This window comes from Verrucosispora sioxanthis (genome assembly GCF_010560025.1).
GTDB lineage: Bacteria > Actinomycetota > Actinomycetes > Mycobacteriales > Micromonosporaceae > Micromonospora > Micromonospora palythoicola.
This window is the reverse complement of record NZ_SAIY01000005.1, coordinates 255,662-276,523: the sequence shown is the minus strand read 5'-3', so window position 1 is coordinate 276,523 and position 20,862 is coordinate 255,662. Positions and strand designations below refer to the sequence as shown.

The following is a 20,862-nucleotide window of genomic DNA, read 5'->3' as shown; positions in this document are numbered from 1 at the left end:
CATGCCCGGCCCCGGCACCCGCACGCCCACCCACAACGAACGGAAGGCACGGACCATGACTACCCCCCACGACCAAACCAACCCGTACCACCACGTCCACACACCGACGCAGGCACGGCTGACCATCTGGCAGGCCGTCCGGCAGTCCTGGCTCATCCACCCCGATTGGACGGTCGCCGATCACCTCGCCTGGCTCGATGACGAGGCGTACGACACCGGGACGCTGACCGGCGACCCGGCAGAGGTGGTGGGCCGGTGGCTGGCCGAGCACCGCCGTACCGCCTCGATGTCCCGGCCCGCCGACGAGGCGTGCGTGTACATGGTCGCCGGGGGCGACCGGGTGGCTGTGTTCGACTCGGCGGACGAGGCGGGCGTCATGGCCACGACGATGACCGGCGCGAACCTCGAACCGGTCACGCGGTACCTGACCGAGGCGCAATGGGAACAGGCGTACGCCGTGTTGCGGTCACAGCAACCACACGTCACCGTGACCGACGCCCGGACCGATCGTGCGGTGACCGGCACCTCACCCACCGGCCCGCCCGCTGACCGGCCCGATATCCCGCCGTCGCTGGCCGCGCGTCCCCACGACGCGCGGCGCGGCCTCCCATCCCACCGGTCAACATCCACCCCAACCCCGGCGGCGGGTCGCATGTGGACTTCACCACGATCAACACCACCGTCTCGACCCGCCTCGCCGTCGAACGGCGGTGCTCGCTGTGCGGTGAGCCGATGGGGTATTGGGTGGTGTTCCTCGGCGGACCTCGCGCGGCCGAGCTGATGCGCTACTCGGACCCGCCGGGGCACCCCGAGTGCATGACCGCCGCCCTGTCGCTGTGCCCGCATCTGGCGATCGGTCGGCACCGTCGCGCCCGTGCTGACCGGCCCGGGGCGGGCATCATCCCGCCGGGGTCGCACGGCGACAAACCCGACCGGTACCTGTTGGGTATCACCCGCGACTACCGAACCCGGTTCATCCCCGAACACGGATTCACCGTCTACCTACCGGCCCCGTTCAAAACCGTCCGCACGTACGTGTACGGCCCGGACGGGCGCATTCGCCCGGCCACCGACACCCGGTAGGCCACACCCGGCGGCGGGCGTCAGATTCGCCGCAGAAACCTCGATCGACTCGAACCGATCGCCTTGATCGGCCGATGGAGGTAGGAAACATTGTTATTGGCGGCGCGGCCCGGGGTCGCAACCCCCGGCCCGCCGCCCACCTGAACACCACAACCGGAAGGGGTGCCACCGTGGCACACGAACTCGAAACGCTGGCGAACGGTCAGACGGCGTTCGCCTCCGCGAGGCTGACCGCCTGGCACCAGCTCGGCACGGTCACCGACTCGTGCATGACCGCGCAGGAGGTCATGAGCAAGGCGTGGCTCGGTGGCTGGGAGGTCCGCAAGATCGCCCTTCAGGGCATCGAGGTCACCGAGCGGGGGGTGACGAAGGTCGACTGCCCCGACAAGTACATGACCGTGCGGACCAACCCGGTTACGGGTGAGACCGAGTACCTCGGGGTGGTGGGCGAGGACTACTCGGTGGTGCAGAACGAGCAGGTTGCCGAGACGCTCAACCTCCTGGTCGACGCCTCCGGCGCGCACTTCGAGACCGCCGGCTCGATGCGTAAGGGTCGCTCGGTGTTCGTCACCATGAAGCTGCCGCAGGCTATGCGGATCGCCGGGGTGGACGACATGGACCTCTACCTCGCGGCCACCACCAGCCACGACGGCACGGCAGCTCTTCGCCTCGACGCGACCCCGGTGCGGATCGTGTGTGCGAACACCCAGGCACTGGCCTACCAGCGGTCGCGCAGCTCGTACACGTTTCGGCACACCTCGAACGTCACGAGCAAGATGGCCGAGGCGCGGCAGGCCCTCGGGCTGATGTGGCGCGCGTTCGCTGACTTCGAGACCGAAGCCGAGAAGATGATCAACGAGTCGTTGACCATGGGCGAGTTCGAGAAGATCGTCGCGCAGGTGTGGCCCCTCGCGGACGACGCCTCGGACACGGCGAAGAACAACGCGAAGCAGCGCACGAACACCTTGCGGTACCTCATCCGTGACGCGGATACGCAGAAGGCGATCACGGGCACCCGGTGGGCCGGATACCAGGCCATCACCGAGTATGTCGATCACTTCGCCCCCGCCAAGACCGACCGAGTGCGGGCGACGCGGGCGCTGACCGGTGCCGGTGCGGACCTGAAGGCCCGCGCGTTCGAGCTGCTGGCGGTCTGAGGTGGGCCGGCATTGGGGCCGGGCCACCACGCCCGGCCCCGGTACCGGCGGACACCCCGCTACCGGTACCGCATCCGTCCCCGCCTCTCCCGCCGCTGCGGCTGCGCCGGAACCGGAGCCCGCCGCTACGCCTCTGCACGTTCCGGCGCCGACGGCCACCTCGATGATTGCGCTGGCCAACCGAGTGTGTGCCCACTTCGCGGCGGCCGAGGTCGCCCACGCGATGGCCGAACACTCCGCCACCCACGCCGAACACGCCACCCTGACCACTCGCGCCGAGCAGTGGGACGCCCTCAGCAGCGAGCAGTGGGACCAGCTCTGCTCGGCGATCTGGGCGACGGCACCCGAAGGCGCGCAGGTCGAGCGGTTCCTGCCGGTCCGGCCACTGACCAACGGCCACGTCGAGCTGCACGTCCACGACAGGCAGGGCCGTCGCCTCGTCGTGCTGCTCACCGGCGCGCAGGCCCTCGCCGTGGGCGCGCACCTGACCGCGTACGGGGCGATCAGCCTCGACCGCACCGGTCAGAAACTCGACCCCGGCCTACCTCACGTGAAGGCCGCCCCACCGTTCCCCACTGACTGCGGGACGGCATGGCCACCGTCCACCGCCGACGGTGCCGACGGGCCACCGGCCGCCCATCCCTGACCGCCGCGACGTGTGCCGCGCGGCCACGGTTCGACCCCAGGCCGCGCGGCACCACCGGCGACACCCCTTCGACTCGCTGACGGAGTACCCGCATGAATCCAGACCGATTGTTCGACCTCGCTGCCGAGTTCGCCCACGCCACCGGCAACGCCGAGCGTTTCCACGCCCGCGCGGCGGTCGCCACCGGCGACGACCGCGCCGCCCACGAGAAAGCGGCGTCGAGGTGGGAGGCGATTGCCGCCCGCCGCCGCGAGCACCTGCGCGCCGCACTTCGCGAGGCGCTGCGCGGCACCGTCAAGGCGGTGCCGGACGAGCGGCTGCCGGTCGCGACCTGGCAGCCGGGCCGGGTCGAGGTCCGCGCCACCACCCCGGACGGCACCCGCACCGTGCGCGTGCGCTACACCCCGGCCCAAGCCACCGCTGCCGCAGTCGCGCTCATCGCCTGCGCCGCCATCACCGACGACCCGGATGGCAGCACCCTCGCCAGCATCCTCCCCGCCTTCCCACCCAATCCGCCCGGCGACGAGCCCGTGACGACCGACGAGGGGCGGCCGGCATGACGCCCCCGATTGATCCGCCGGAGGACACAGGCGGCCTCGGCGACGGACAACGCACCCTCAACGGCCCACAACTCGCGGACGCGCTCGCCCTACTCGGCTCGATCGACCCCGTCTGCGCCGAGGTAATCACCCGGCTCAACCTGCGCGTCTACCCCGGCGAACCCGGGGATCGCACCGCGTACGTGGTGCTCGACGTGCACGGCGTCTCCATCGGCGTCAAACGCCGCCCCGACGACCTCTACCTGCACGCCGACACCACCGAAACCGACGACCGCCTCATCGCCTTCGAGATCAACGGCGGCGGCGAAGTCGACCACCCCACCAGCTAGCCCTCACCCCGTGAACGGAGTTGTGATGTACCGGTCCCTGGAGTACGGCGACACCGCCCGGGTGATCAAGCCGACCGACCCGGTCGAGTACCGCCTCGGAACTGTCACCGACGTCGACTATTCCACCCCGCACACCACCTACGCCCGCCGATACACCCTCCGATTCCCCAAGGGCGACGAGCGCACCTACCCGGCCGCGAAGGTCAGGCGAGCCACCCGGGCGGACGACCGCGCCGCGCTGGAGGCCGCGCTCACCTCCGCGTGCGTGGCGTTGCGCTTCGCCTGCCGCATCGCCCACGACTACGACGCCGACCTCAGCAGCGGAACCGCGAGCCTGCTGCGGCGGGTGGTCGACCTCGCGAGCCTGCGTCTCGGGCTGACCCTCGACCCGGCCAACCCCGCCTGGCCGCAGCACACCCGCAACCAGGATGGAGGCGGCCGGTAATGGCGCCGCACGTCCCGGACCCCGAGGAATCCGCCCCTGGCCCTGAGGCGGTAGCTATCGACGTGAGCACGGCGCCGGTCCCGGAGTCGTTCTACTGCCGCCGCTGCCGTCGCGCGCTCAACATCCGCTTCAACAACCTCGGCATGATCGTCGAGTACCTGCACGCGGCCGAGCAACGCGGCCAGCCCAGCGACCACCGCCCCGAGCCCGCACCGCTCACCGAGATCCCCGCCCCGATCATCGAGTGTGACTTCTGCTCCGCACCCGGCGCGGCCTGGATCTACCGGTGCGCGAACCAGGTCACCGACGCCCGCCGAGTTACCGCCCAGGTGGTCGCCGTGGGCGACTACCAGTCTCGGCACCACGCGGCGCGGGTACGCCGCACCGACACCGAGCACGCCTTCACCCAGGCGTGGGGCGAATGCTGGTCGGCGTGCCAGGGGTGCGCCGACCTCGTCGAGGCCCGGGACCTGTATGGGCTGATCGGCCGGGTGGTCGAGTCCCTGCCCGCGAAGCTCACCCGAGGCAAACACCTGATGCGCACCCGGGGCCAACTCCACGACAGGTACTCCGACGTGTTCCACACCCTGGCCCCCGGCCGAGGCCGCATCGCCCCCGGCCACCCACTCGGCATCTGGACCTAATCGACGGGAGAGGCACATGACCACCGACAACACGGGGCGGCACGGGTGGCCCGCCTTCACTCACGCAAAGGCCCGCCGCCGGATGGGGCCAGTGTGCGGCACAGACAGCGTGCCCTTGAGCCGCGTCACCGAGGACCCGCACCTCGTGACCTGCCCCGACTGCGAAGGACTGGCCGACATCGACGCGCTCCCCGACGACGCGACAGCCGGTGACCCACGGTTGATCGAGTTGCTGCGGGAGGCGAAGGGCGGCGCGTGCCGCAAGATCGACGGGGTGCTGGTGGACGCGACCACCGCCGCCGCGATCCTGACCGTGTACGACGCGCTCAAACCCCCCACCCGCGCGAAACTGGCCGCACTGCGCATCGACCACATGGCACACGTGGCATGGAAGGTACTGCGCCCACGGGAGTAACGAGGTGGGCGGTGGCCGGCGGGCACACCCGAGGGTGCGCGCAACCCCAACCGGCCACCTCGCCCACCCGGGTCACCTGCGGACCACACGGCCGCTTCTACCCGAGACAGGCGTATGGCCGATCCTACGGCCCGAGTCACACCCACCTCGGTCACGCGGGCCCCGCTCCCAGCTAGCCGGAGGGGAGGATGAACGACGTGGCACGACGCATCATCGACGGACGGACCGCCCTCGACCGGGCCGGAGTCGCCGCGCACACCGGCGCGGCCTACACCACCGTCAACCACTGGCACCGCCACCGCGCCCGCTTCGGCTTCCCACACGGCTTCACGCACGACGGCAAGGAGTGGTACTGGCTCGACGACATCGAGGCGTTCCACACGGCGCACCTGGCGGCGAAACGCGCCGAGCTGACAAAGGTCGACCGCCGCGGCGACCCGGAGGATCTCATCGGCTCGGGCGCGGCGGCGAGGGTCCTCGGATACAGCTCGTACCGCAACCTGCCCGATACCCTGCTCGACCACCCCGACCGGATCGAGAAACTGTCGGACGGACGGGTCCGTCGCCTGTGGTATCGGCGCACGGTGTGGGCCGTCGCGGATGCCCGTACCGGGAGGCAGTCCACCGGCCGCACCCCCGGCACGACCGGTGCCCGCAAACCACACCCGTACGCCGACGACCCTCGGCTCCACACCGCTATCACGCTGCTGGCCGAGGCCGACGCCGCCGGGCAGGATCGGCGCGGGCTCGGTGTGACGCTCGCCGGGCAACTCGACATCACTGAGCGCACCGCCCAACGCCTGCTCGCCGCTGCCGTCGCTTCGACCGGGTAGACGGCACAAGCGTTGACGGGCGTCGCCCGGCCCGCCATGGCGCGCCGGGCGACCTGTCTTGCGCGCACTCAGTCCTCGTCGTCGGCAGAAGCCCGGGGCGTCGGCACCTCGATCAAGTAGCGCAGCACACCGTTGACGTCGGTGTCTCGGTTGGCGGCCGTACGCTCCAACACGTCGTACACGTCAGCGTCAACCTCGACAGTGCGGCGCGTGGATGGCTGGTCAGTCATGCGTGGTTCCTCCTAACAGCGTTCGTCGTGGTGTCCGGTCGGGCACCCCGGCCTATCCACGCCGACCTCCACGCGCCGATCAAGACCGCCCGCCATCGCGGGCCGGGCCGGGGACACAGCTCTGTGGTGAAGACAAACGACGAGGCCGGGGTCGCTAGAGCTGGGCAGTGGGGCGGGAACCGTTGACCGATCGCGTCTCCTGTCGAAGGGCGGCGAGCAGCTCTGACACCGCGCTGTTGCGGATCGAGTGCCCGTTGCTGCGTAGCCGGCGTGCGAGGGCATCACGGCTGACGGTGAGACCTTCACGGATCAGCTCGTCCCGGGCGACGCGCGCGGCGGGCAGTAGCGGCACGAGATCCGCAGCGAGATCCACGTCCTCGTCCGCGTCGTCTCCGACGTCGGGCAGGTCATCCCCGTGCAACGCACTGTCGGGAGCGTGATTGAGCCTGGTGTCGCCCGAGCTGCGGTCGGTGGCTGGGCGCTGGTTGGGCTCGCGTACGACATCGAGGCGCGGCGTGTCGGCGTCGATGCTCTGGCCTTCAAGTGCCGGACGTGGGTGTGCGGGTCCGGCGTCACCTGGCTCCGGCGGCTGCTGCACCGACGCTGGGGCGGCGGATGCGGTCGCCGTTGTGGCCGGTGCCGACGGTGTCTTCTCGGCTTCCCGGCGGCGGGCGGCCAGTTCTACCAGGGAGACCGACGCGACGATGATCAGTCCGTCCACGGAGAGCGGTAGGAGGTAGGGGACAGTGCCGGTTTCGCCGTATCGGGCGACGACTCCGACCATGTGGTGGTAGCTGATCCAGGCGGCGATGGCGGCGATGGTCGAGGCGGCGACGATCCGGATGACGCCGAGCGCGCGGCGGTAGACGGGTATGCGGGTGACCAGCTCGACGGTGATCAGGAGGGCCAGGGGCGGCCATGCCGCGATGGTCTGGGAGATCGGGTTCGCTTGGGCGTGCAGGATGTTCGCGGTGACCGAGGCGGCCACGCCGAGGGCCAGCGTCGCCCGCACGGCCCACTGCATTCGCTGGAGCCGACTCTCGTTCATCGCCGTCCTCCATTGGCCGAGGCGACGGGTCGGAGTTGGCGTTCGGCGACGCGGCGGGTGGCCTGTGATGGTTCGGCGTCGCCGAGGTCGGCGAGGCGTTCCTCCAGCCGGCGCAGGGTGCGTCGTACGGCATCAGGGCGCTGCTGCCGGCCGTGGATGCGCATGATCCGCTGGTACAGCTCCTCGTTGACGGGGTCGAGGTCGGCGGCGCGTTCGAGGGCGGCGATGGCCTGGTCGGGGTGGTCGGGCTCGAGGATCTCGGCGATGCGGGCGTAGGCGGTGAGAATCTGGTGGCGGTAGCTGGTGGCGTAGTCGGTGGCCCAGGCGTGGTCGTGACCTTCGGCGAAGTCACCTGCGTACAGCTCGGTTGCCCGGCGTAGCGCAGCGAGCGTCGTCGCCTCGTCGTCGCTGCTGGTGGCCTGGTCGATGGCGGTGAGCATCTGCCAGAGGTCCACGGTGACGGTCTGCGGGTCGAGTTGGTATCGGCCGGTGGCAGGGTCGTAGACGATGAACATGGGCTCGTCGTGGCCGGTCGCGGCACGCAGCACCCGCCGGGCGGAGGTGATGTCGGTGCGGACGCGTTTGACGGCAGCGGCCGGGTCGACGTCGGGGTGCAGGGCGGCGGCGAGCTGGTCGAGGGTGCGACCGGCGGGGTGAGCGGCCAGGACGGCGAGCACGGTGTAGGAGCCGCTGCGCATTCCGGTGGCGATCGGACCGGCGTCGGTGATGACGGTGACCGGGCCGAGCACCCGAAGCCGGACCAGGGCCGCCGCGTCCTCGGACTGGGCCGGCACCGGCTCGGCCGCCTCGACGGTCACCGCGGCGGGCAAGGTCTCGGCGCGTGGGTCGTCGACGTCAGCGCCGGCCTCGGGACGGGCTAGCGCGTCGGTGAGCATGGCGAGGACAGCGGCGAGGTCATCCGCGCCGAGAGTGGACAGCCGGGCCACCTGGTGCCCTCCGTCGCCGGTGACGGTGCCCTCGGCGGTGATCTCGATAGTGGGAATGCCGTCGTGCGGGCCGAGGATGACCGAATGCAGGTCCAAGGCGGCGTGGTGGGCGGCGACGGCTTCGAGGCGGGCGGCGTGCCGGGTGGTGGACTCGATGAGCAGCACGTACGGCGGTTGCGTCTCGGCGTGATCGCTGCGGGCGTTGAGGTCGGTGATCGTGTCGGCGTCGAAGGTGTCCAGCAGCCGTCTACGGCCGATCATCTCCTCTTCGGCGTGGGTGATGGCGGCGGCTGTGTCGGCGAGCACGACGAGTCGTTCTCCGTCGTAGGCGGTGCCGTCGGGGTCCAGCCCGACCGCCGGGGCGTCCTCTGGCAGAAGCCGGGCGAGCAGGCCCGTGGTCGTGACGACCACCGGCCGTAGAACGGCGGTCTCGGTCGCGTTGGTGCTCAGGACGGCGGCGAGGATGGCACGGGCCGCCGGGACGGCTCCCTGACCGTGCAGAGCGATACCGGGGCCGGGCAGGTCAAACAGGCTCATCTCGGTCGCGTCGGGGCCGACACCGACCGGTGCGGGCACCGCCGGTGTGGCGGGCCGGTGGTCGCCGCTGCCGGTGCCGAGGTGGCGGCTGCCGATCATGTCGACTCCGGCCAGGGATCGCGGCATCGGGGAGGGCTGCGGCGCGACGCTGGGAGACGCTGCGACGGTGAGCCGGGCACGGCGGCGTCGTTGCAGGCGCAGCAGTGTCGCGACGGCGGCGATGGCGGCGGCCAGGCCGAGGCTCATCCAGCCCTGCGTAGGCAGGGCGATCCCGGCATCGTCAGGCTCGTCCTGGGATGTATCGGTGCCGGGTACGGGTGTCGGCTCATCGGGTTGGTCGTCGGGCGTGCTGGGTGCGGTGGTGCTCGGCGGTAGCGGGCTCGATTCTGAACTGCTGGGGGCTGGCGTGGCGCTGGGCGGCGTCGTCGGTGGGGCAGACTCGGTGGCCTCCGGTGTGCTGGCGTTGGGGCCGCTGGTGGCAGAGGTCTCGGAGTCGGGCGCTGGGGTGGTCTGGCGGGCGGGCAGGGCGAGGGTCCAGCCGACATGGATCTCGTCGGGGTCGGTGAGGGCGTAGCCGTTGGCCTGGGGGTGTCCTTGGTTGAGGGTGTAGATCTCCCGCCACCGGGTCGCGTCATCGAGGTGCGTGGCGGCGAGGTCCCACAGGGTGTCTCCGGCGGTGACGTCGATGGTCCTGGCGGGGTTTCGATCTGTGGCGCGGGCGTCGGTGTGGCCTCGGACGAGGGCGGGCGGGGTGGTGGGACGGGTGAAATCCCTTTGGCTGTCCAGGGTTTCTGGAGTCGGTACGGCGGGGGTTGTCGGGGGCGAGGTGACCGCGAGTCCTAGCCGGGAGGGTGCAGGGCAGGCCGGCGGGGTATCGCGGATCGGGGCGTCGTCGGAGGTTGGTGGTGTCACCGCAGGGGGATCGGTATCTGCTGCGGTGTGGCCGTGCGCGGTGGCGGGAAGGGCGGCGGTGGTGACGGCGGTGGTACCGAGCAGCGTCGCCGCGAGTGCCTGCAAGGGGCCGGGGAGGTGCAAAGTGAGGTGCCACCGCAGGCGGGCGGCGAGGTACCGGTAAGTGTGACCGGCGACGGCAGTCATGAGGAGTACCCACAGCAGCCAGGCGCTGGTATACGCCAGCAGGGTGATGAAGCCGGTCGTCAGTGGCTGATGCACCCACGCCTGAAGCCGGTCCGTAGATAGCTCACCGATGGTGAACCAGCCGGCCTGGTAGAGCAGCGCTAGGGGTGCCAGCGCAAGAGCAGCGGTGGCGGTGCGTACGACTGCTGTCGAGGCGCGCTTCTCCATGGCCCCTCTCCCTCCGGCGTCGCAGCGGTTGATGAGACAGACCGTAGGAGCGTTGTACGCCGCCGCAGTGGGTGAAGGACCTGACAGCACCTCACACTTCCTCACACCACCTCACAACCGCAGGTCACAGCGTTATGGGCCATGCCACGCCCACGCAGCCCAGCGGGCAATGGGTAGCGGCATGAGACTCGGCCGTCGCCGGGCGCGTCGCGCTTTGTTCGGCAATCCCGCGTTTCTCGGTCATGCGGTGGCAGGGAGTGTCCGTACGAGCCTGTTCCGGCCAACCGCTCCGATTTTCTGGGGACTGGTGGGATCGGCGGACGCTTCTTGGCATGTTGTTTGAACCCACCTCGGCGGGCGTGGCGGCCGTAGCCAGCCGGCTAACTCGACCCGTGCTTGCCGTACCGCGTGGGCCGGTGGGAAGCCGGTCCGCTCCGCAGTCGCGTCCATCCGGCGGCAGCCAACAACTCCGAGTGAGGCGCAGCGCCTCGGGTGCCCATTCCGCGATATTCGTCCGCGCTAGCGGATGTCGGGTTCAGTGCTCGTCGAGGTGCGGACGCGCACCCGCTTGGCCGTGGAACTGCGGTGGATAGCTGCAACTGGACGGTGAGACTGGCGGCGCACGGAGCACCGTCGGCGCGACCAGTCGAATTGTCTCCCGGTAGTACGACCAACGCGGGCATCCCAGCAGCAGACGATGAACAACTACCGGCAATTCCCTCGCCGGCCACAGTTCCTCCGACCGAGGGACTATGGCCACAGCCTCCATCGTGGCCTGTCGCCGCTTTTCCCTGTCTGCCGCCTACGATGTGGGGCGGCGGCGCCGGGACTCAATGGCCTGGATGAGCCGTGTTACGCCCTGCACGGAGACGCCATCGCGCATGTCTACCCCATTCCGGCGCCGCACGAAGTCGGGAGCGGTGGAGAGATCCGCGCCGGCGAGCAGGACGGGGATGATTAGCGCTTCCGCGCGGTCGATTGCGAGGTCCAGCTCCTGGGTCTGCCATTGCGACTCGCCGGTGCGCGGCCCGACGCAGAAGAGCAGGACACTTGAAGAACGCAGGGCGCTTGACAGCGTCTCCTGCCAGTCCGCGCCGGGACTGATGTGCTGGTCGAAGAAGATTCGCAGACCAGCCTGGGATAGCCCCTCGACGATCTGGATGGCCTCGCGGCGGTTTTCGGACTCGTAGGACACGAAGGCGTCGTACTTAACGCTGACCTCGGACGTGTCCAACTGAGAGAGCCGCTGCTGGGCGAAGAGGAAGCTCACGCTCGCCCCCCGTAGTACCGGATCAGTCAGCCACTCGTGGCCGTGCACGCCCTTCAGCAACAGCCGCAGCTCTGGATCGGATAGCAGTTGCGTCGCCACCGTCGCGGCCGGGCCGGTGCCGGCCGCATGTGCCGCGTATGAGTCGGGCGTCCAGGTCTTCACCGCCTTGGCGACCTCATCCGATGTGGTCAGTGCGTCGAAGACCTCCGGCCATCGGTGTTCCAGGCAACGGGTCACGGCGAAGAATCGAATCGGAATGCCACCCGGTTCGACGAAGCCGGTGAGGTCCTGGCTGATCGCGTAGTCGATGAGGATGTTGTTGACGAACCGGATCAGTGCACGCGGGTTTCCTCCCAGCGCTTGTGCCACCACCGGCAGCACCGGGTCGAGCTCTGCAGCAACCGTCATCGGTTGGTCGGCGAGCAGCAGCTTACAGAAGGCGCCCATCCGGCCCGTTGACGGCGGGATGTGGAACGGCAGCTGGACGATCTTGTCAAGGTAGAGTTCACCCTTGAAGTCCGCGATGCCGTACTCCTCGGTGTAACGGTGCTGCAGATATCCCTCGATCACCTTGCGGGCGACGCCGAGCACAAAGATGAAGCCGGGCTGGGCGAGGACCAGTTTGATGCTCTCGAGTAGTCGGATTGCCTGGTCCGGAAAGCAACGGTCGAGGTCGTCGATGAGCACGACGACCCGTAGCGTGTCTTTGAGTTTCGTCTTGTCCAGGCTGTTGAAGGCTCCGAAGTAGAGGCTGCGGTCGAGTAGCGGGTCAGGCGTGAGCCGCTCGTCACGTTCGATCATATCTTTGGCGACGAAAGACGCTTCCACCTCGGCGAAGCCTGGTACCTTCACCTTCGACTTGGCCGAAAACCCGTACGCGATCGCCCGCAACGACCGGACGAGGCGCTTGCCGGCCGCCCCGAAGTTAGCGGCAAATCCCTTGTGTTTTTCCAGCGCCTGCACAATTGTGCCGACGAGCGGGATGATCGGGTGCTCTTCCTGCTCGTATCGCCAGGCGTTGAACCATACGGTCACCACGTTTGGGTCGTCGGCGAGACGCCGCTCGATCAGGCGCATGAGGCTCGTCTTACCGGTGCCCCACTCGCCGAAGACGCCGATCGTGAACGGGCCGCGCGTGTTCGTCGCGGCGCTGGCCAGGATTCGGGAATAGGTGTCGAAACCGAGTCCGTCGTCGTTGCGGGTATGGGCCTCGCCGATTGCTTGGTCGGGGATGAGACTGAACTCCATCCGGCACTCCCATCGAACCGTCAGCCGCGCGGGTGAGGACACTACCAAGCCGGGGCGGTGAGCGGCACGGGCGTCACCTACGGGCGATCCTGGTTCGACCGCCTTCGGGGAACGGCGGCCGACGGGGAGCGACGTGCGGCGGTCGGAAGTTGGTGCGCTGGCTACTGAAACGACCTGCTCGAATCATGGAAGGGCCGCGAGCGTCACAGCGGCAGCCGGACGGGCTACTGCTGGATGGTGGGCGAGAGATGGTGGGTGATGGTGTCGTCGAGGCCGGCGCGTGTGAGGGTTTGTCGGTAGTGGTCCTGGAGTTCGGTGGCGGCCTCGTGGTCGCCGAGGGTGGTGAGGGCGCGGCTGGCGTGCTTGTGTAGGTCGGCGTTGTAGGGGTCGATGCGGATTCCGGCCTGCAGTAGTTGGAAGGTGTGGTGCGAGTCAGGTTCCGCGGTCGCGAGGGAAACGCAGATGTCGATGATCCGTCGACGAATCGCTTCGCGGATGGGGCCGAGCCAGGGCCAGGTGCGCGTGGCGGCGAGGTCGGCGGGGTAGGCGTCGAGGACGGCCTGCCAAGCGGTGTGGGTGTTGATGTGCGTGGTGGTGGCGTGGTGAATGGCGGCGTTCAGGTGCCACAGGTCGACGTCGACGTGTGCGGGGTTCAGGCGGTAGCGGTCGTCAACGTGGTCGATGACGTGCAGGCCGCAGGCGGCCCGGACGCTGCCGCGTACATCGCTGAGAGCGGTATAGAGCCGCCCGGTGAGGGAACGGCGGGGCAGACCTGGCCAGATGGCGTCGGTGAGTTGTGCGGTGTTGGCGCCGGTGGGGTGGGTGGCGAGGTAGACGAGGATCTGGAGGGCGGCGCTGCGGCGGACGGCGAAGGGCTCACCATCGACGAAGAGTTGCGGATCTCCGAGGACACGCAGGTGTAGCCGCTGGCGGGGCTTCGAGGGTTGGAGGCGGGGTTCGCGTCGGGTGACCTGTCGTGGCAACCGCAGGTCCGTTGACCCTCCGTCGGGCAGGGAAGCGCGCGGGGCGGCTGGTGACGGGTCGGGCAGGGCGATGATGGCGAGCAGGTCGGTGGCTGCCATCTGGTCCAGGACGCACAGCCGTGGTCCGGTCGCATGGGTGTGGCGTGGGTGGTGCAGGTTGCCCGCTGAGTCGGCGTGCCAGGTCGGGCCAGCCGGCCACTGCCCCAACGCGACCACAACGGCAGCGGTGGCGACGCTCGCCTCGACAAGGCGCTTCATCTGGGGTTCGTCGCCGTCATGTTCGTCGAGCAGCACGATCCGCCGATGGCTGGCCGTACCTGACGGGGCGTCTTGGCGCTGCGTGTTGGCGTGCGGATAAGCGCCCTGGTGGGCGGCGTGGACGAGCTGCGCGGCTTCGTCGAGGTTGTCGATGATCGTCAGCGGCAGGCGCCGGCCGAGTGTTTCTGCGGCGGGTCCGAGGAGGCTGGCAAGGGCTGCCTTGGTGGTGATCAGGGATGTCTTGGGATGGCGCTGACCGGCGAGGAGGGCAGTGACCAGCAGTCCTCGACCGACGGACAGCGCGCCCGGTCCGGTGAGACCCACGCCGCCGGCTGGCAGGGCCTCGACGCCAGTAGTAATCCCGTCCGTCGGCGTCGGTGGGGTGGGGTTGTCGGCGAGCGCGGCCTGCACGGCGGTGACGGTGGGAGGCAGCGGGGCGAGGTCTGCATCGTTGCGGCTGGCGGGGCCGGGTTGGTAGTCGCGGCGGCGGCGTAGCCATACCAGTGCTGCGGCGGCAGCGACCTGCTCGGCGACGTCGCGGGGCAGCCAGCCACCGGATACCCCGATCCCGTCATCGTGTGCGGCCTCGCCGTGATCGTCCGGGCTGGCCTTGTCCTGAAGCGTGACCGGGCCCGACGACACCGGGTGCGGTGGGGCGGTGGGGAGGGCATTGGTGGTGACGCCGAAGGCGGCTGCGCCGGCCATTCCGCTGGCCGTTGCCTGCAATGGCGTCGGCAGCGGAAGCCGCCGCAGCCATGCCGAGGTCTCGCGGAGACGGATCAGTATCCGGACGGCGACGGTGTAGGTGAGCATCAGCCAGACCAGCCATGCCGCGATCGTCAGCGCGGCGGTGAGCGTCTGCTCGGTCAACGGCTGCTGCACCCATGCCCGCACCTGCGCCGTGCTCGGCCAGCCCTTCATAGGTGGGCCGATGAGGGTCAGTAACACCAGCGGCGGACCGGCCAACAGCGCGAGGAGGAACAGGAGTGACATCAGCTGCCGTGGCCAGCGCACCTCATCCACCTCCGAACGGAGGCCGGACGGATGCCGCGGTGGCGGTCGTGGGATGGACGATGCGCGTCCACACTCGGGCCGCCCACCACAGCGCCACGGCGATGGCGTAGCAGACGGAGAGGATGCCGGTGGCCTGCGTGCTGACGATCGCGGCGCTGATCACCGCAACGGGTGCGGCCAGGATGATGCGGAATATCAGCGGTGCCACGAGCGCCATGACGATCCCGGCGCCCAGGAGCAGTCCGCCGACCCGTCCGGCGAGGTCGACCCACATCACCATGTGCGGCCATCGGGGAGCGGTCAGTGAGTACTGGATCAGACCCATACCGAGGGCGGCAGCGATGATCGAGCCGGTCGGAGCGGCCAGCAGCGCGGACCAGCCACCGTGCGGCGTGCGCCATTGGCGGGCGGCAACTACTGCCATTACCGTCGCCAGCACCGCGATGGGGACGATCGGCCACAGCGCCCAGCGCAGGAAGCTACCGACGGCAAGGTTGAAGTACTGGCTGGTGACCACCGCGTAGAGGCCGGCGATGGCGGCCCCGAGGGAGACGGCCGCGAGTATGCCGATACTGACTTTCCCGCCCTCGGTGCGGATGTCCTGCGTGGGGCTGCGCGCAGCGATCAGGGAACCGAGGACGGTTCCCGCCGCGAGGCATGCCAGCAGGGCGAACACGGCCGCCATCGCCAGCCCACCCCAGTTGAAGTCGACCCAGTAGTGCGGGCTCAGGACGCTGTTGCGCTCGGCGGTCACGATGCACTGCCAGATCAGCGCCAGCGACGCGAAGCCTGGTACCGCGATCCCGATAGCTCTGCGCACCGGCGGCACCGGCACGTCCACCGCAGCCGCTGTGCCGGGGTTCGCGGAACCGGCCTCGGCAGCGCCGAACGCCGCGACGAGTTGAGGCTCGGTCACCATGGTCGGCGTGATCCCCGTCTGCTCGGCGATGGCCGAGTCCAGGCGTGGTAGGTGAGCGCTGCCGCCCACGCAGTAGATCCCCGCCAGGTCGCTGGTGGCGAGCTCGGCGGCGGCGATGGTTTGCTGCGTCAGGTCCGCGACGCGTCGCACCACGGGTCGGGCAGCGTCGTCGAGCATGGCGCGGTTCGCGATGACCGGCGGCTGGTCGGCGAGCGGTACCGTGACCGCCGGGTACGAGATCAGAGCCTCTTTCGCCACGCGTACGCTCTCCGCCGCAGCCCATGGCGCTATGCCGTCAGCCGAGATGTCCCGACCGTTCGTCAGCGTCGCTGTCAGCGTCGAGTCGACGCTGGTGCCGCCGGCCGTAGGGTCAGCCAGAGTCGCGAGTACCTCGAAGCCCGTCGGCCGCCGACGTAGCACCGTCACCTCAGCGCCCGCGCCGACGTCACACACGACAATCGACGACCCCACCGGTAGCCGCACACCGGTCGCCGCCAAGTGTTCGGCCACCGCCACCGGAGCCTCCACCAGACGGGGCTGCGTCAGACCCGCACGGTGGGCGACCTGCCGCATCCAGGTACGCCGACGCGGCCCCCACTCCGCCGGTACCACCAACCGCACATCCCGCACCGGCCCACCAGCGACCTGTTCGGCTTCAGCTGCGGCCCGGCGCAGCGGCGCCGCAGCCAGCTCCACCGCCTCCACCCGCGTCCTGTCGACCACCAGATCCCCGTCGGCAGGCCGTCGTGGGCTCGGCACCAACCTGCCCGGCTGCTCCTCGGCAGCCTGCCACGCCTGCTGTCCCGTCCACACGCGCCCATCGCTCGCCACGTACACGGAGCTTGGCAGGAACGGCACATCATCGAAGGAAAGGACCGAGGCGCGACCGTCAGCCCACGCCAACACCGCCACGGTGCTGGCACTACCGCAGTCAATCGACAGCCGAACGTCTGCCGCCCCCATCGACATAGTCAAACATGAGGATCACGCTCACGTCACCTGTCGATCACTCACCGGAAGCAGATCAGGCGGCGAGTACCACTCGGTCCTCCGGCGTTACGCTCAGCCGACTTACGCCAACGATGCTGGACTCACGGCACGTCGCATCGATCGATCCGATGGGTGGCTATTGGTCGTCCGGCCCAATCCAGAACAGACCCCGCTCGGCCCCATCTTCGGCGTATTCGAGCACGATGAGCCAGCCGGGCCGCGCATCGGGAGGGCGGATTCCCAGCGTCAGCGCGTGGGCGGTCAGTGCGGCGGTGTCGAGGCTGTGGGCCCGCTCGTGCAGGTCCGCCACGGCGGCTTCGTCGCCCTGGACGGGGTGCTCGTCAGCCTGGATCATCGGTGATTCCTTCCCCGGTTCCATCGAACAGCCAGACCCGTACGCCCCCGTTGGGGCGTACCTGGTAGATGGTCAACCTATAGCCTGCCGGCAGCGTGGCCTTGATGTTCTGGGTGCAGCCGTCATCGCCGAGGCAGGGGCGCATGTTCGTGTAGAGCACAGCGTGCCGGACGCGGTGTCGGCGCATGTGCGCGGTGGCGTTGGACTCGATATGCGTGATGAACCGAAGAGACGGCAGGGGAGCAGCGAGTCCTGTGCCGGCTCCGGTGTCCCCGGGTCCGACCAGCGGGGTCAACGGTCGCCCGTCGGTGTCGTACAGCCGTCCTGTGGCGACATCGCGTCCGACGTGGGGTCGGATCTCGTCGATTGCCGCCTTCTGTGGCCGGGTCTGGGTAACAGCGGGTGCGATCGAGTCGGCGGGTTCGCCGCCGGCGACGCCGGCTTTGGTCCCGGTGATGATGCCGACGTACGACGCGACGGCTTCCTCGGCACCGTGGGCCAGTTGCGCCCCCTCACGTAAGCGCTGTCCGCCGGTGGCGAGGCGGGCGAGGGCCGCTCGGGCGTACGGGTTGGTGGAGGTGCCGATCACTGTGGCCAGTCGACGAGTGGCCTCATCGACTTGGCCGGCAAGGCTTAGGGTTTGCTGCCGCTGCTTGCTCAGGTCGACGCGGATCGCGTTGAGCCGTGCGACGACATCGGCGATCAAGGACAACGCCCTACCTCCTCGCGCCCCTCGCTATCGGTAGCGCTGCCACACTGCCGAATTGTCGCCCGCCAGGTAGGTACGTAGCCGATGGCCCAAGGTCTGCGCCACTTCGGGCCTGCCCGGGAGCTTGTCCATCACGCTGGTCACGAGTTGGAGTTCGCGCACCTCCCGTAGGAGCGGCCAGGACGGTGACGTTGCGAGGTCGAAGCCGTAGGCTGCGGCGAACCTCTCGTACGGCTCGGATGGGTCACCGAAGCGGATGGCGCTGTGCACCAATGGCACGAGGTCCCACTCGCGCGGCCCGATCGCCAGTGAGTCGAAGTCACATAGCCGGCCCGCGAGGACGTTGCCCACGTGGGCGTCACCGTGCACGACGCCGATCGGCAGTTCCCAGGTGGCAGCCGCAACGCGGGGCTCCAGGTTTTCGCAGCGCGCTTGGAGTCGTGCCACGAGGTCGTCGAGAGATAGCTCGACTTCTCGGGACGCCCATTGTTGCGTGAACAGGAGTTCGTCGGCGGGGAGGCTGGCGAGCCCGGCCAGTCGGCGTCGAGCCGTGGCGACGGGCGACCAGCGAGGCAGGAACGACGGTGTCTCGGCGATGGCGTGCAGCCTCGCCAGCGGTTCGGCCAGCTCGACGGGATCGGGGCGGCGCGTCGGATGAGGTATGTAGTGCCAAACCGTGGCCACCCACTCGTTCACCACCACGGGCTGCTCAACGCTGGTGTCCAGCTCGACCGTTGGCACCTCGTGCTTCGTGAGTAGAGCCATTGCACGGACGACCCGCCGTGCCCGCTCTCGTGCCACCTCGCCATGCGAGAGCCGCAGCACTCTGTCGCCGATCCGATAGACCGCGTTGATCGTGTACCGCATGAGGTGTGCCTCGCCGGAGGCGAGTCCGGCCTGCTGGCGGACGGCGTCGAGTCCCCGCTGGATCTCGTCGGCAGCCTCAGCGGTCAGGGTGGTCGACATACCCGCCAGGTTAGGTCACGCGGCTACGCGTGCCCGGATGGCCGTCACCACCTCCGCCAACTGCTTGTCTTGGCGCGGTTCGATGACGTCCGCGACGTCGCTGAGCCGGTCGAGCAGTCGCCGGGATCGCACATGCCGCGCGGCATCCAGGACTGCTTGTGCGTGGGGTGCGACCTTGTCTTGTTCTCCGAGGAGCGCGTATCCCAGCGCCATGGTCACGTGGTCGAACGCGCCACTGCGTGACGTCTCGGTTCGCCGTTCCAACGCCCGGCCGGCGTGGGTCAGCGCGAGGGCGGCGTGTTGCTTGCGGTACTGCGAATAGCGAGCCAGCGCCGAGTGGACGACTCCTGACATTCCTTCCAGGTCGGCTGGCTCGCAGAAAAACCGTGTCCATTGGGGTGCTTGCGCGGTGTCGGCTCTGCCGATTTCGTCACGAGCGCGCGCCAGTGAGTCGCGCATCGCAGGCGCGTTTCCCATTCTGGCGTGGGCCCAGGCGATGTTCGCGTGCAGGATCGCTACTGAAGTCAGGCAGTTTGAGTTCGTGGCAACGATCTGGCCGAGCTGGAATAGGTGCAGCGCCTCTGCGGGGTTGCCCTGGTGGATGCTTACTCGGCCCAGACGGTAATAGGCGTCCGCCATCAGCGTTGAATCACCCGCCTTTTGGGCGTAGACGAGCCCCTGGGCAAGATGGCGGCGCGCCTCCATGTGTTCACCCAGGTCATGGGACATCCACCCGACAAGATTGTGCAAGTCCGCCAGCTCGGCATGTAGCTCGACAGACAGTTGCGGGGTTTGGCAGCGGCTACGGGTGAGACAGCTCGCCCATGCCAGGTAGCCCCGCGCCGAGTCGCGACACGAGCCACCGCCATACACGGCATCCAACTCTCGATGCCGTTGAGTAATTTCCCGTACGGTGGCGATGGCCTCCGGGTTCACGACCTCCGGCGCTGAGAGGGGCCGCTCACCGCGCCGGGGGAGCCACGCCTCGATGTCTGGTGAGCCGCCAACGGCGAAGCCGGCCAGGGCGGCAACGAATTGCTTCCGGTGCTCCGGTTCAGCTAGGGGCAGCGGCTCGGGATGATGTTCTTGAGCCGATTCTGTCCCGTATCCGAGGCCCATCAAGGCGCGCGGTATGCCCAGTCCCTCTGCGATTCGCACGAGGACGTCGTATGCCATGACCTGCCGACCACGGGTGATTTCGTAGACCTCGGACGCAGCGAACCCAGCAAGCTCGGCGATACGGCGTTGCGTCATGCCGTGACGCCGGTTCAACAGCATAAAGATTTGACCTACGTCCCGACGTGCCAGGGCACTTCGCATCGCCGGCTCATCCCACCACGACTGATCGGGATGCGTCATCTGCGAAAAGCGGTCCACGTTCACGACAGCCCCATCGACGGAGGGAAGTGAGAGCAGCATAACCGGCAGTCATCGCCCAGCCACCCCACTCGCCAACGCACCAGTCAAGGCGACTAGTCGCGCTAGTCGTCCGCCGCAGCCCAAGCTAATCCGGGCGGTCTGACCTGCCGGGCGGGTTCCATGCCACCGGCACCGGTTGCCATGGTCAAACCGCTTCCACATTGGCCCCGACCCCCTCCAATAGGCCAGGGACTCGTCGGAGGCCACGAGCAAGCCGGTGCAGTGCCCCGCCGACCCATCGGCGACGGCCACTGCGTCCCATCGGTCAGGTGCGCGGGCGGTGCCGGGGAGGGCCCGGCCGCGCATCTCAAGCTACTCAGGAAGGTGAAGGCAGTGCGCGTCAAGTGGTTCGTCCCCAGCGGCGAGGAGTCGTTCAAGCCTTTCGGCCTCGGCTGTGAAGGGGCGGCGCTGTACCGCGACAGTGGCGAACCAACGCTCAACGGCCGCAGCGACGACACCGCCGTGGCAACCGACCTCGCCAGGCATTGCCAAACCCGTCGGGCGAGCCCAGAACGGCCGACGCTGAGCAGCGGCCCGGGCAGCGCTCGGGGC

General features: G+C 69.1%; 20 protein-coding genes. 10 read left to right on the top strand and 10 right to left on the bottom strand.

Going from position 1 to position 20,862, the window contains the following annotated elements; translation table 11 throughout:
* The first annotated feature begins 55 nt into the window (after window positions 1-55).
* The 10 genes from ENC19_RS30330 (at window position 56) to ENC19_RS16930 (ending at window position 6,112) form a co-directional block, all read left to right on the top strand.
* On the top strand, window positions 56-781 hold the full coding sequence (locus ENC19_RS30330) for a hypothetical protein (RefSeq protein WP_235944850.1): 726 nt from the start codon (window positions 56-58) through the stop codon (window positions 779-781).
* A gap of 35 nt (window positions 782-816) precedes the next feature.
* Window positions 817-1,083, top strand: coding sequence for a hypothetical protein (locus ENC19_RS16970; protein WP_164448132.1), 267 nt, complete (start codon window positions 817-819; stop codon window positions 1,081-1,083).
* A 170-nt stretch (window positions 1,084-1,253) separates the two neighbouring features.
* Window positions 1,254-2,240, top strand: coding sequence for a DUF932 domain-containing protein (locus ENC19_RS16965; protein ID WP_164448131.1), 987 nt, complete (start codon window positions 1,254-1,256; stop codon window positions 2,238-2,240).
* A gap of 163 nt (window positions 2,241-2,403) precedes the next feature.
* Window positions 2,404-2,886, top strand: a complete 483-nt coding sequence (locus ENC19_RS16960; protein ID WP_235944849.1) for a hypothetical protein — start codon at window positions 2,404-2,406, stop codon at window positions 2,884-2,886.
* Window positions 2,887-2,978: 92 nt separating this feature from the next.
* Complete coding sequence (locus ENC19_RS16955) at window positions 2,979-3,446, top strand: hypothetical protein (protein ID WP_164448129.1); 468 nt, start codon at window positions 2,979-2,981, stop codon at window positions 3,444-3,446.
* Window positions 3,443-3,775: a hypothetical protein gene (locus tag ENC19_RS16950; RefSeq protein ID WP_164448128.1), complete on the top strand. Its 333-nt coding sequence runs from the start codon at window positions 3,443-3,445 to the stop codon at window positions 3,773-3,775. The genes ENC19_RS16955 and ENC19_RS16950 overlap by 4 nt, the downstream gene beginning before the upstream one ends.
* A 25-nt stretch (window positions 3,776-3,800) precedes the next feature.
* Window positions 3,801-4,220 (top strand): hypothetical protein, encoded by a 420-nt coding sequence (locus ENC19_RS16945; protein WP_164448127.1) that lies wholly within the window; start codon window positions 3,801-3,803, stop codon window positions 4,218-4,220.
* 62 nt (window positions 4,221-4,282) lie between these two features.
* A complete protein-coding gene (locus ENC19_RS16940; protein WP_309245951.1) occupies window positions 4,283-4,864 on the top strand; it encodes a hypothetical protein in 582 nt (193 codons plus the stop codon).
* A 16-nt stretch (window positions 4,865-4,880) separates the two neighbouring features.
* Window positions 4,881-5,279: a hypothetical protein gene (locus ENC19_RS16935; RefSeq protein ID WP_164448125.1), complete on the top strand. Its 399-nt coding sequence runs from the start codon at window positions 4,881-4,883 to the stop codon at window positions 5,277-5,279.
* A gap of 188 nt (window positions 5,280-5,467) precedes the next feature.
* On the top strand, window positions 5,468-6,112 hold the full coding sequence (locus ENC19_RS16930; RefSeq protein ID WP_166458707.1) for a hypothetical protein: 645 nt from the start codon (window positions 5,468-5,470) through the stop codon (window positions 6,110-6,112).
* 68 nt (window positions 6,113-6,180) lie between these two features.
* Here ENC19_RS16930 and ENC19_RS29345 read toward each other — a convergent pair whose 3' ends face one another.
* From ENC19_RS29345 to ENC19_RS16890, 10 genes are all read right to left on the bottom strand, one after another.
* Complete coding sequence (locus ENC19_RS29345; protein WP_166458706.1) at window positions 6,181-6,342, bottom strand: hypothetical protein; 162 nt, start codon at window positions 6,340-6,342, stop codon at window positions 6,181-6,183.
* 154 nt (window positions 6,343-6,496) lie between these two features.
* Complete coding sequence (locus ENC19_RS16925) at window positions 6,497-7,390, bottom strand: DUF2637 domain-containing protein (protein ID WP_164448124.1); 894 nt, start codon at window positions 7,388-7,390, stop codon at window positions 6,497-6,499.
* Window positions 7,387-10,179, bottom strand: coding sequence for a BTAD domain-containing putative transcriptional regulator (locus ENC19_RS16920; protein ID WP_164448123.1), 2,793 nt, complete (start codon window positions 10,177-10,179; stop codon window positions 7,387-7,389). Before ENC19_RS16920 ends, ENC19_RS16925 begins: the two co-directional genes overlap by 4 nt.
* An 802-nt stretch (window positions 10,180-10,981) precedes the next feature.
* On the bottom strand, window positions 10,982-12,697 hold the full coding sequence (locus tag ENC19_RS16915) for a P-loop NTPase fold protein (protein ID WP_028674704.1): 1,716 nt from the start codon (window positions 12,695-12,697) through the stop codon (window positions 10,982-10,984).
* A 224-nt stretch (window positions 12,698-12,921) separates the two neighbouring features.
* The gene (locus ENC19_RS16910; RefSeq protein WP_309245952.1) at window positions 12,922-14,952 is read right to left on the bottom strand and encodes an AfsR/SARP family transcriptional regulator; all 2,031 of its coding nucleotides are present in this window, start codon (window positions 14,950-14,952) and stop codon (window positions 12,922-12,924) included.
* A 1-nt stretch (window position 14,953) separates the two neighbouring features.
* Window positions 14,954-16,702 (bottom strand): Hsp70 family protein, encoded by a 1,749-nt coding sequence (locus ENC19_RS16905; protein WP_328824274.1) that lies wholly within the window; start codon window positions 16,700-16,702, stop codon window positions 14,954-14,956.
* Window positions 16,703-16,997: 295 nt separating this feature from the next.
* Window positions 16,998-17,216 carry a hypothetical protein gene (locus tag ENC19_RS30325; protein ID WP_235944848.1) on the bottom strand — a complete coding sequence of 73 codons (219 nt, stop codon included), beginning with the start codon at window positions 17,214-17,216 and terminating at the stop codon, window positions 16,998-17,000.
* Window positions 17,203-17,922, bottom strand: coding sequence for a DddA-like double-stranded DNA deaminase toxin (locus ENC19_RS30320; protein WP_235944847.1), 720 nt, complete (start codon window positions 17,920-17,922; stop codon window positions 17,203-17,205). The genes ENC19_RS30325 and ENC19_RS30320 overlap by 14 nt, the downstream gene beginning before the upstream one ends.
* A 30-nt stretch (window positions 17,923-17,952) precedes the next feature.
* Entirely contained in the window at window positions 17,953-18,891 is a 939-nt protein-coding gene (locus ENC19_RS16895; RefSeq protein WP_164448120.1) for an aminoglycoside phosphotransferase family protein, read from the bottom strand.
* A 15-nt stretch (window positions 18,892-18,906) separates the two neighbouring features.
* Entirely contained in the window at window positions 18,907-20,274 is a 1,368-nt protein-coding gene (locus ENC19_RS16890; protein WP_164448119.1) for a helix-turn-helix transcriptional regulator, read from the bottom strand.
* Window positions 20,275-20,862: the final 588 nt, after the last annotated feature.